We start from the raw sequence: 12,327 nt of genomic DNA on the forward strand, positions 1-12,327 counted from the left end.
TTTTTCATCTGCAAACAGCCATAATCGCTGACCTAAAATTAACTAATCCTTTGCTAGCACTGCTCCCCAGAGACAGGCCACAGTGCTATCAAGTCAATGCGTTACATCTTCCAAGTAATCGTGGCGCTATAATTAGCTGGTGCGCCATAGAAGCCCTGAGCCCAATATAAACTGGTGAGATATTTCTCATCGGTCACATTGTTGGCGTTAACACTCACACCAAGGTTTTCGTTAAACTGGTACTTAGCCATCAGATCAATAATCCCATAGGCCTTTTGCTCGGTGACTATGGTTTCACCAGCATGGGCAAATCCATCGCCAACCACACCTTGTTCGCGAGAGATACTGTCTTGCCAGCGCATATTGACCCCAACACTGAAGCCATCGATGGCACTAAAATCATAAGTCGCCGCCAGTTTAAACAGTTTATTCGGTGTATAGGCCGCCACCTTGTCATCCCCTTCTATATCAAAATCTGTGTAACCAATGCTGGCATTTAGGCCTGGGTAGATTTCACCTGCAATATCAATTTCAAATCCTTGGCTACTAATCCCCTCCGCCCCAATATAACGCTGTTCTGTGGGCGGTAATTCACTGGTACGCGGGTCAGGTTTGGCAAGGTTGGTCTGTTGTATGTCAAAATAGGCCAAACTAGCCAGCAACCTGCCGTCAAATAGCTCACTCTTAATGCCCACCTCACGACTTTCGCCAGTAACGGGATCAAGCATATTGTCATTAATATCCAACTCTTTTTGTGCCAAAAAGGTTTCGGTGTAGCTTGCATAGGCGACCAACTCTGGCATCAGACGATAGACCACGCCTAAATAGGGGATAAACTGGCTATCCTCAACATCTTGCTCCTTACCATAGGACTCCCCTTTTGCCTGCCAATGGTTGTACCGACCACCCGCAATGACATGCAGATCATCGATTAGATTAAAGCGCCCTGTAACATAGGCTGCCTTCTGTTCACGCTCGACATCGCTACCGCGTAATCCATCTTTAAAGATGGGTTTAGGGGTGTTGCCATCCCACAGTTTAAGATCCGGCATTGCAGGAAAGCCATTACCTGTCGTGTTGTCATACAAAGAGCTGTCGGTATAGCGTAATTTGGCATAATTAACGCCCGTCACGATTTGATGTTCGCGGCCAAACAACTCGAAGTCACCGTTGATGTAGAGATCAGCCAAGTCATGCTTATCATCAAGATCATATTCGCTGCCATAACCTGTAGTCCCTAGGCCTGTTGCTCTGTCTGGCGTACCGTAAACATAGAAAAGTTCGGTATCTTCATCGGTAGTCTTATGGGAGTAGGTTGCACGCAGTCGCCAGTCATCGGCAAAGTAATGGCTTAATTCAAGCACTGTGTTGTTTTTTACCACTTTCCAGTTGGACCAATCAGCTGATGTATTGGTACTGCGGTCGTAGTCAGTCGCGCTACCATCAGTATAAAAGAGTGGCAAAGCGCCCCAGTTATTGCCTTTGGCGTCGTTATTAATGTAGCTATGGCTGAGTGATAAGCTGGTTTCGTCAGTTAAATTAGCCTCAACAAACAAGTAAAACACATTCTTATCTGTCGAATATCTGTCTAAGTATGCGTCTTTGCGCTGAGTGACAGCCACAGCCCTCGCGGCAAAGGTGTCATTGATACGCGCTGTTCCGTCGGCTTGTAAGCGCATATTATCAAAACTACCGTAACTAGCATTCAGACTTAGCGCGTTGCTGGCCATTGGTCGTTTACGAATAAAGTTGACCGTGGCTGAGGGGTTTCCTACCCCTGTCATCAGGCCGTTAGCCCCGCGAATGACCTCAATGCGGTCGTAAATAGCGGTATCCTCATCAGCGTGATTATTTCCCGATGTTAGCGGCAAGCCAATACCATCCACTTGGAAGTTAGTCACGTCAAAACCACGGGCGGTATAATAAGTACGGTCGGTTTCAATACGCTCAACATTGATACCGGTAGCACTGTCTAGTGCCGCATTGATATCCGTTAGTTGAAAGTCTCGTAGCTGAGCATCAGTGATCACTGAGACCGACTGAGGAATATCGCTAATAGCTAAATCTAAACGAGATGCGCCGCTTACTGAATGGGCATTATAGCCGTCAATATAACGACCTCTCACCTCAATGGTTTCTATTTTTTGAGCACGTTCAGACTCAATAATATTGGTATCAGACTCGGCTAAAACCTTGTTATTGATATTTAGTGAGCATAATAATGCTACGCAGATTGGGCTAAGTTTTACGGTTTTCATATTCATCATCTTTAAAGCCAAGGTAAGCCTCAACGGCCTACGACCATTAGAAGTGCTGTGAACACAGGGGTTAATATCTGCTATGGATAATAAATAAAACACAACAAATGTAAATGAGAATAGATATCATTTACATTTGTTGTAATGTAAATGTTGAGACCGATATGGAGATAAGTAACATCCCCTCTCCATCATCAAGTGCAGAGACGAGCAAAGTCATCGAGATAGAGGTGGTACTCGGTCAATGATAGGGCAAGGTGTTTTCATGCCAACCTAAACGCTCACAGCACGACCACACGGTTATACTGATTGCGATAAAGTTAAATTTTGCCCTGCAATAGGTACCATCCTGCGGCCAAGTAAGGTATAACGGCGCAATGAAAACTCCCAAACGTATACAACCACTGGTTGATGATGGTCTCATTGACGAAGTGATTAGCCAGCTCATGAGTGGCAAAGAAGCTACCGTCTACATGGTTCGCAGCGGCAATGAGATCCGCTGTGCCAAAGTGTATAAAGAGGCAATTAAACGTAGCTTCAAAAAAGCGGCGCAATATCAAGAAGGTAGAAAAAGCCGCAATAGTCGTCGCAGTCGCGCTATGGAAAAAGGCTCAAGTTACGGCCGTGAGCAGCAAGAACACGCTTGGCAAAATGCTGAAGTTGACGCCCTGTACAAGTGCGCCAATGCGGGGATCCGAGTCCCTACTCCCTTTGGCTGCTTTGATGGCGTTCTGCTGATGGAGCTGATCACAGACAGCCAAGGTGATGTCGCACCGCGGCTAAATGATATCGAACTGAGCGCCGAACAAGCCCTAGCTGATCACGCCACTATGATGCGGTCTATAACAAAAATGCTTTGCGTCGGTATTGTTCATGGCGATCTGTCTGAGTTTAATGTACTACTCGATGAAAATGGCCCTGTCATTATCGACCTTCCCCAAGCCGTCGATGCCTCAGCCAACAACAATGCCAAAGCGATGCTCGCGAGGGATGTGAATAATATGACCCATTACTATGCGCAATTTGCTCCAGAGCTAAAACAGACTCACTATGCAAAAGAGATGTGGAGTCTGTATGAAAAAGGTAAGCTCTTTCCCGAGACCGAACTCACAGGTGAGTTTATCGAAGATACAACGAGCGCCGATGTTGTATCGATACTCGAAGAGATCCAGGCTGCATTTGATGAAGAACAAGAACGCCGTGAACGAATCAATGAAGCAAATGAGTTATGATATAAGCCCCAGCTTATAGTAATCAGCCAGTAATATTGATGGAGTGTCCAATAAGGGCAATCTCCATCTATCTCCCTCCTCACAAGTTAGCCATGAGATTCTGCAGTCACCGCCTGTATGTATTTTCGTTTCTTATCAATAAAAACACCGCATAGGCTATCAAGCATGACACTATTTTAGTCTGCTATAACATCCCGTATAAAAATCAAAGCAGCACAGCCAAATGTCAGCTAAATTTAAGGTGTTAAGTGATTTAGCTAACAGACTCACATAGAGAGACACTGTGAAAAAACCTAAAAAATTCATGAATACACCAACCAGTATCAAAATGAGAAAACGCGCTTTATTTGATCTCATTATTGGTATCATTATCGTGAGTTTGCTGACCATCATCACCACAGTTTCAGATATGGAGCTGGTCGAAAATATCTACCTATTTACCCGCAGTCATGAAGACTGGGAGCTAGACGAAATCATCTTCGCCTTCTTTTGGCTTGCCATTGTCGCCACAGTTTACGGCCTTCGCCGTATCACTGATATTAAAGCCCTTAACAGTGAGATTGCCTACAGTGCCTACTACGACACTTTGACTGGGCAACCTAATCGAAATTTCGCCATGAGTTACCTCGAGGATATGCTGGAAAAGGCGCGGACCAACAACAGTGAGCTAGCGGTGATCTTTTTAGATTTTGATAACTTTAAAGACGTTAATGATACCTATGGTCATGACGTCGGCGATGCGCTCATCAAGCAAGTCAGCGATAGGTTAAGTGAATGTATCTATGATACAGGTATGCTTGCTCGCATAGGCGGAGATGAGTTTTTGCTCATTATTGAACCACAGCGACAAAGTAGTGAGTTAACCCGTTTAATTGACTCGATTCAGCAATGCCAGCATCGACACTTTGACATAGCGGGCCGATCGCTAACCACCAATTTTAGCATAGGCGTCGCTCTCTTTCCCTCAAACGCCACCAGCAGTAAAGACTTACTTATTGCCGCCGATACGGCTATGTATCAAGCAAAACGCTCTGGTACCGGCCAAGTGAGGTACTGCACCAGCGAACTGGACCAACAGTTTGATCATGAACATTGACATCAATCCTACCTAAAAAATAGCCCATTAAAAAGGAGAACCGCAGTTCTCCTTTTCAGTCTATCCGACGCTTTAGCCTCAATAACTCTGCGTATATAGTTATGTACTCAGCGATAAAACCCATGACCTTTATTATTCACGCTTCGCTGCAGCCATTAATTCGCGCTGTACCGATTCAGGCACAATATCGTAGCGGCTAAATGCCATTGAGAATTGACCATCACCGCCCGTCATCGATTTAAGCCGCGTAGAATAATCATCAACGGTGGCCAGTGGTGCTTCCACTTCAACCTCCACTTTGCTATTGCCCAGTGCTTGCGTACCACAGATAATGCCGCGATTGGCACTGATATCACCCGTAATATCACCGACATGCTCTTGCGCTACGCGCACCTGCATCTCAACTATCGGCTCTAAGATAACCGCTTGGGCTTGATGTACCGCATCTAAGAAAGCTTTTTTGCCCGCCATCACAAAGGCGATCTCTTTGGAGTCGACACTATGATGCTTGCCATCGAGCAAAGATACCCGCACATCCTGCATGGGGTAACCTGCAAGCGCTCCACCGCTCATCGCTTCTTTAATGCCTTTCTCTACCGCTGGAATATATTGACTGGGCACCGAGCCCCCAACGACTTTGCTGATAAACTCAAAACCCGCGCCCCGTGGCAAGGGTTCAACGGTTAGCTCAACCTCACCAAACTGACCAGACCCACCAGACTGCTTCTTATGACGATAACGTGCCGTCGCTGCTGCCGTGATGGTTTCACGATAAGCCACTGCAGGCACGTCGGTATCCATATCGACATTAAACATGTCATGGGCTTTTTCCAGGGCTATTTGCAGATGCAAATCTCCTTGGCCTTGTAATATCGTCTGACCTTCAGCCTCATTCTTAGCTATCTGTAAGCTCGGATCTTCAACCACCAGTTTATTGAGCACCTCGGCAATTTTTTGCTCATCGCCACGGCGCTTAGCCGATACTGCGAGGCCAAATATAGGTTGTGGTAGTGTTAACGCAGGTAGCCTAAACTCATCTTCATCATGACTATCATGAAGCACAGCACCAACACTTAGCTCATCAACTTTAGATACCGCACAGATATCCCCCGGTACAGCTGAGGTGACGGACAGCTGTTTATCCCCTTGCAACTTAAATAAATTGGTCACCTTAAAGGGCTTACGGCCATCACCAATAAAGAGTTTCATACCAAGATTAATGGTTCCCTGATGGACACGGAACACGCCCATACGTCCAAAGAAGGGATCAATACCCACCCTAAAGACATGAGCGAGTACGTGATCATCAGCCCCTTGCGTCACATCCACTGGCAACGCACTGTCGCCTTCGCCTTTTAAAAACTGCGGCGGATTTGCCTCTAGCGGATTAGGACATAGCTTAATAATGCATTCGAGCAAGGCTGCAATACCCACCTGAGTTTCGGCACTGGTAAAGCAAACAGGCACCAAGTGTCCCATGCGTAAGGCGGCTTCGAGCGGCGCATGTAATTGCTCTGGATTAAGTGACTCTCCCTGTTCTAAATAGAGTGCCATCAAATCGTCATCTTCTTCCAGTACGGTATCAACCAGTTCATCGCGAGCGCTGGCGATATCATGAAAGAGCGCATCGCCCTGCAATTGAGGCTGTGGATGCAGATAACAATCAATCACATCATCGAGCGCAGCATTTGGTAAATTAACCGGCAAACAACGATGGCCAAATTTGGTTTGAATATCATCGAGCAATCGAGGCAAAGAGTCGGCATTGCCATCGATATGGTTAACGGCAATTAATACCACTTTTCCTTGGGCTCTAGCGGCTTCAAACGCTCGTTGAGTGATGGTTTCAATCCCTGTGGTCGCGTTAATCACCAACAACACAGTTTCCACTCCAGGAAGCGGCAACAAGGCACGACCAAAGAAGTCAGGTAGCCCAGGAGTATCGATAAAGTTGATGTGGTGGTTGTCGACGTCGAGATTAAGAAAGGAAGGTTCTAAGCTATGGCGATGATCTTTTTCTTGGGCAGTGAAATCGGCATGATTTGTGCCCTTATCCACCCTGCCTTTTTGCGTGATCGCCTTACCTTGGAACAGTAACGCCTCTAGCAGTGAGGATTTACCCGCACCTGTGTGCCCGAGCACCGCCAGATTCCTTATCTGCTCAGTTGTAAACTCAGCCATTTTGGCCTCCTTCATTTTATGTTGTCCAATACATAACAGCGTTACGATTTGGCTACACTGCAAACAAAACCGTGCGTGCTGCGAATAAGAAGAGAGAGTTGTTATCGGTTTGTTAATGACCAGTATAGGCTTGTAATTGTGATGAACAATTGATCGAGATCACGGTTTAAAATCACTAGCATTTTTTATACAACACCCAAACGCTTAGCTTACAAGCGTACGCTTAAACTGGTCTAAACAGGCAGTTTTAAGTCCCAGGTGATTGTATTGACCCTAAACCTACTGTAGTCTGCTGGGCAAATAGCTATAAATCACTGTCACATTGCCTTTATACCTAATGAGTCTGCAGCTCAAAAGGGCCGATATACAGCGGCAATGTCCCAGTAGATTATTCATGGAAACTTGCAATATCTATGGTTGAGCCTCAGAGCGGTAATGCTCGCGAAAATAGTGACAAGCCGGATGACTGTACGCAAAGTGTCACCGAGTCTAGGCATAAAAATGCCACCACAACCCCTGAGATGCGCCGATTCATCCAAGAATCAGACCTTCCGGTCAGCCAACTCTCCAAGGTACTCAACATCAGTGAAGCCACTGTGCGCAAGTGGCGTAAGCGCGACTCTGTCAACAATACGCCTAATACCCCCCATCACCTCAATACAACGCTCACGCCAATGCAAGAGTATGTCGTGGTTGGGCTAAGGTATCAGCTTAAGATGCCTCTAGACAGGCTATTGCAGGTCACTCAAATCTTTATCAATCCCCATGTGTCCCGCTCTGGACTGGCGCGTTGCCTTAAACGTTACGGTGTTTCCCGTGTTAGCAATATTGAAAGCCCTAACGTCCCTGATCGCTACTTTAATCAGTTGCCTATCGCCCAAGGGAGTCATATTGCGACCTACACGCTCAACCCCAAAACTTTGGCCAACACCTTGGCGCTGCCGCAAGCCGATGGTGACACAGTGGTCCAAGTGGCATCACTAACCATTCCACCGCAACTGACCGACGCTACCCCAAGTTCGGTATTGCTGGGCATAGATCCTCACAGTGACTGGATCTATTTAGATATATATCAAGATGGCAACACCCAAGCCACAAGCCGCTATATCACCCATGTGTTAAAGCATGGGCCGTTTCATTTACGTAAGTTGCTCGTTCGCAACTATCACACTTTTTTACAGCGATTCCCTGGTGCCAAGCTTACTCATAGCACACAAGCAGACGCTGACATTAACAACAAGACGCCTGATAATCAGGCATCCACTGGAGACTCATAATGAGCCAGACCTCTAAACCTACCGCTAAACAAGCCGCCGACCAGACGCAGAGCGACACCCGTCTAAATAAGCGACTTAAAGATATGCCTGTTGCTATCGTTGGCATGGCCAGTATCTTTGCTAACTCTCGCTACCTGAATAAGTTTTGGGACTTAATCAGTGAGAAGATTGATGCGATAACGGAAGTGCCAGACACCCATTGGAATACCGAAGATTACTTTGATAGCAACAAGAGTGCGCCAGATAAAAGTTACTGCAAACGCGGTGGTTTTATGCCAGAAGTTAACTTCAACCCAATGGAGTTTGGCCTGCCGCCAAATATCTTGGAGCTGACCGATACCTCACAACTGCTATCGCTGATTGTCGCCAAAGAAGTGTTGGCCGATGCCAACCTACCGGCTGATTATGACCGTGACAAAATCGGTATTACGCTAGGTGTCGGTGGCGGTCAGAAGATCAGCCAAAGCCTTAATTCACGTCTACAATATCCTGTGCTAAAGAAAGTCTTTAAGAGCAGCGGTATCAGCGATGCTGACAGCGAGATGCTGATTAAGAAATTCCAAGACCAATACATCCATTGGGAAGAAAACTCGTTCCCTGGCTCTTTAGGTAACGTAATTGCAGGCCGTATTGCCAACCGTTTCGACCTAGGTGGTATGAACTGTGTTGTCGACGCCGCGTGTGCTGGTTCATTAGCCGCTATGCGTATGGCACTAAGCGAGCTCGTTGAAGGCCGCTCAGAGATGATGATCACTGGTGGTGTCTGTACCGACAACTCTCCTTCGATGTATATGAGCTTCTCAAAGACCCCCGCCTTTACCACCAATGAAACCATTCAGCCCTTTGATATCGACTCTAAAGGGATGATGATTGGCGAAGGCATCGGCATGATAGCGCTTAAGCGTCTTGAGGATGCGGAGCGTGACGGCGATCGTATCTACTCTGTCATAAAAGGTATCGGCTCTTCATCTGATGGTAAATTTAAATCTATCTATGCGCCGCGCCCTGAAGGTCAAGCTAAAGCACTAAAACGCGCCTATGATGATGCAGGCTTTGCACCCCACACCCTAGGACTCATCGAAGCCCACGGTACCGGTACTGCGGCGGGTGATGCGGCTGAATTTAGAGGCTTAAGCTCTGTATTTTCAGAAGAGAACGACAGTAAACAACATATCGCGCTGGGTTCGGTGAAATCGCAAATTGGTCACACTAAATCAACCGCAGGGACTGCTGGATTGATCAAAGCGGCGCTAGCGCTTCACCACAAAGTGTTGCCAGCCACCATCAACGTCAGCGAGCCAAATCCAAAGCTGGATATCGAAAATTCGCCGTTTTATCTCAATACTGAAACCCGCCCATGGCTGCCTCGTCCCGATGGCACGCCGCGCCGCGCCGGGATCAGCTCATTTGGTTTTGGTGGCACTAACTTCCACTTTGTATTGGAAGAGTACAACAGTGACCATGCACGCACTGATAGCAAGCTAACCCAATACCGTCAGCGCAGCGTTGCTCAAAGCCTGCTCTTTAGTGGCGCGAATAACGCTGAGTTAATCGCAAGCCTCAATAGCGCCCTCAGCGCAGCGAATAATGGCACTCGCTTAACTGACATCGCCAGCGATTATGACGTTCGTAAACTTGAATCGAATGCACCGCGGCTCGGATTGGTTGCTAGCAGCAATGACGAACTCATCAAGCTGATTAATCAAGCGCTGACTAAACTACAAAATAGTGATGAGGTTCACTGGTCACTGCCAGGTGGTATTCATTACCGCGCCGCAACAATGACAGAGGGTAAAGTGGCCGCCCTCTTTGCAGGCCAAGGCTCACAGTACCTCAATATGGGCCGTGAACTCGCTTGCCACTTCCCAGAGATACGCCAGCAATTTGTACGCGCTGACAAGGTGTTTGATGCCCACAACAAGACACCATTGTCTCAGGTTGTTTACCCTATTCCAGTGTTTAGCACTGAGGCTAAAAAAGCACAAGAAGCACTATTAACCAACACAGCTAACGCACAAAGTGCGATTGGTGCCATCTCAATGGGCCAATACGCGTTACTGACCGCCGCAGGTTTTGAAGCTGACATGGTCGCTGGCCACAGCTTTGGTGAACTCAGTGCGCTTTGTGCCGCAGGGGTTATCAGCAGTGACGATTACTACAAGCTCACCTTTGCCCGCGGCGATGCCATGGCGACTAAGCTTGATGACGGTGTGGATAGCGGCGCAATGTATGCCATTATCACCAAAGCTGCCAGTGATCTTGAATTACTTGAATCAACTATCGCCAAATTTGATGGCGTAAAAGTGGCAAACTACAACGCGCCAACTCAGCTAGTGATTGCCGGACCGACTGCCGCAACTTCAGAGGCAGCAAAAGCCTTAAGTGACATCGGCTTTAAAGCGATCTCACTGCCGGTTTCGGGTGCGTTCCATACGCCATTGGTTGGCCATGCTCAAGCTCCGTTTGCTAAGGCTATCGATGCGGCGAAATTCACTAAGCCACAACGCCCGATCTACTCAAATGCCACAGGCCAACAGTATAACTCGGCCGCGAAGACCATTAAGAGCGAGTTTAAGCAACATATGCTGCAATCGGTTCGTTTTAGCGAGCAGTTGCAAGCCATGTATGATGCGGGTGCCCGTGTATTTGTTGAGTTCGGTCCTAAAAACATCTTACAAAAACTGGTTGAAAACACCCTTAGCGACAAGATGAGCGAACTGTGCACTGTCAGCATCAACCCAAACCCTAAAGGCAATAGCGATCTGCAACTGCGTCAAGCGGCAGTTCAACTTGCTGTTAATGGCATTGCATTAGAAAACCTTGATCCTTATGCGGCGCCAATAGCGGCCGAAGAGCAGCCATCGGCAATGAACATTAAGTTGACAGCGACCAACCATATTAGCCCAGCAACTCAGGCTAAGATGGCCAAATCGTTACAAACAGGTGCGATCTCGAGTCAAATAGTTGAAAAATTAGTTGAAGTTGAGAAAGTGGTCGAAGTCGAGAAAATTGTAGAAGTAGAGAAGATTGTGGAAGTTGAGAAAGTTGTAGAAAAAGTCGTAGAAAACAACTGTGCGGTAAACCGTTCGCCTGTAAACAATACCCCAGCACAAGCGGCTGCGCCCCAAATGGCTACCACCACGCCCACGCCAGTGAGCAACGATGCCCTAAGCCAGTTCTTTGCCGCGCAAAACCAAGCGGCGGCATTGCATCAGCAGTTCTTATCCATTCCTCAGCAATATGGTGAAACCTTCACTAGTTTGATGACCGCGCAAGCACAGATGGCAGCCTCTGGAATGACTATTCCAGAAAGTCTGCAACGCTCAATGGAGCAGTTCCACCAGCATCAGGCGCAAACGCTGCAAAGCCATACACAGTTCCTTGAACTGCAAGCACAAAGCAGTACTGCTGCGCTTGAACTGTTAAATCATGGTGCAATCGCTACAACTCCGCCAACGCCAGTACAAGCAGCGCCAACCCAGTCAGCCACAGTCGTTACCGCTGCACCATTGGCTAGCACTGCGGCAACCTCAATGACAAAGGCAGCACCTACCGTTGCCCCTGCGGTAGCACCAAAAGCTGTAGCGCCTGCCGTTAGCGCACCTGTCGTGACAGTTACTGCACCAGCCGTTATAACGCCAGTTGTTGCAAGCCCAGTCATTGAACCAGCGCCAAGCAACGCGCTTTCTGCTGATAAAGTGCAAGCGACCATGATGTCGGTAGTGGCTGAAAAAACCGGTTACCCAACCGAGATGCTTGAACTTGAGATGGATATGGAAGCCGACTTAGGCATCGACTCTATCAAGCGCGTTGAAATTTTAGGCACTGTGCAAGATGAGCTACCAGGTTTGCCAGAGCTCAGCCCAGAAGACTTAGCTGAGTGTCGCACCTTAGGTGAAATCGTTGCTTACATGAACAGTAAACTGCCAGCCGTTGGCAGTGCACCCGTTACAACAAGCGCGTCGGCTCCAAGCGGTCTAACTAACGAGCAAGTGCATAGCACCATGATGAACGTGGTAGCCGAGAAAACCGGTTACCCAACAGAGATGCTTGAGCTTGAGATGGATATGGAAGCTGATTTAGGCATCGACTCTATCAAGCGCGTTGAAATTTTAGGCACAGTGCAAGACGAGCTACCAGGGCTACCAGAGCTCAGCCCAGAAGACTTAGCAGAGTGTCGCACCTTAGGTGAAATCGTTGCTTACATGAACAGCAAGTTACCAGCGATAGCCGCTGCGTCTGTTACTGCAAATGCGCCAGCTGCCCTCACTCCTGCCACGACT

Annotated in this window: 6 protein-coding genes; 4 read left to right on the forward strand and 2 right to left on the reverse strand. The window is 47.6% G+C overall.

The genetic code is table 11. From position 1 onward, the window contains the following. Nucleotides 1-101: 101 nt before the first annotated feature. The gene (locus L876_RS0119125) at nt 102-2,258 is read right to left on the reverse strand and encodes a TonB-dependent siderophore receptor (protein ID WP_028765269.1); all 2,157 of its coding nucleotides are present in this window, start codon (nt 2,256-2,258) and stop codon (nt 102-104) included. Nucleotides 2,259-2,635: 377 nt separating this feature from the next. Between L876_RS0119125 and L876_RS0119130 the strand changes: the two genes are divergently transcribed. Both L876_RS0119130 and L876_RS0119135 read left to right on the forward strand, forming a co-directional pair. Further along, nucleotides 2,636-3,490 carry a PA4780 family RIO1-like protein kinase gene (locus L876_RS0119130; RefSeq protein ID WP_028765270.1) on the forward strand — a complete coding sequence of 285 codons (855 nt, stop codon included), beginning with the start codon at nt 2,636-2,638 and terminating at the stop codon, nt 3,488-3,490. A gap of 283 nt (nt 3,491-3,773) precedes the next feature. Next, entirely contained in the window at nt 3,774-4,586 is an 813-nt protein-coding gene (locus tag L876_RS0119135) for a GGDEF domain-containing protein (RefSeq protein WP_028765271.1), read from the forward strand. A gap of 132 nt (nt 4,587-4,718) precedes the next feature. On the opposite strand, the gene fusA is transcribed toward L876_RS0119135, so the two are convergent. Beyond that, the gene (gene fusA / locus L876_RS0119140; protein ID WP_028765272.1) at nt 4,719-6,767 is read right to left on the reverse strand and encodes an elongation factor G; all 2,049 of its coding nucleotides are present in this window, start codon (nt 6,765-6,767) and stop codon (nt 4,719-4,721) included. 413 nt (nt 6,768-7,180) lie between these two features. Between fusA and L876_RS0119145 the strand changes: the two genes are divergently transcribed. After that, complete coding sequence (locus tag L876_RS0119145) at nt 7,181-8,044, forward strand: helix-turn-helix domain-containing protein (RefSeq protein ID WP_028765273.1); 864 nt, start codon at nt 7,181-7,183, stop codon at nt 8,042-8,044. Beyond that, nucleotides 8,044-12,327 (forward strand): type I polyketide synthase (locus L876_RS0119150; protein ID WP_028765274.1); only part of this gene is annotated, 4,284 nt, incomplete at its 3' end. The genes L876_RS0119145 and L876_RS0119150, both read left to right, overlap by 1 nt.

This window comes from Shewanella colwelliana ATCC 39565, from assembly GCF_000518705.1.
GTDB classification, from domain to species: Bacteria; Pseudomonadota; Gammaproteobacteria; order Enterobacterales; family Shewanellaceae; genus Shewanella; species Shewanella colwelliana.

Coding starts and splice junctions, on each gene's coding strand:
- L876_RS0119130 (WP_028765270.1), top strand. CDS start 2,636: ATGAAAACTCCCAAACGTATACAACCACTGGTTGATGATGGTCTCATT.
- L876_RS0119145 (WP_028765273.1), top strand. CDS start 7,181: ATGGTTGAGCCTCAGAGCGGTAATGCTCGCGAAAATAGTGACAAGCCG.
- L876_RS0119125 (WP_028765269.1), bottom strand. CDS start 2,258: ATGAAAACCGTAAAACTTAGCCCAATCTGCGTAGCATTATTATGCTCA.
- fusA (WP_028765272.1), bottom strand. CDS start 6,767: ATGGCTGAGTTTACAACTGAGCAGATAAGGAATCTGGCGGTGCTCGGG.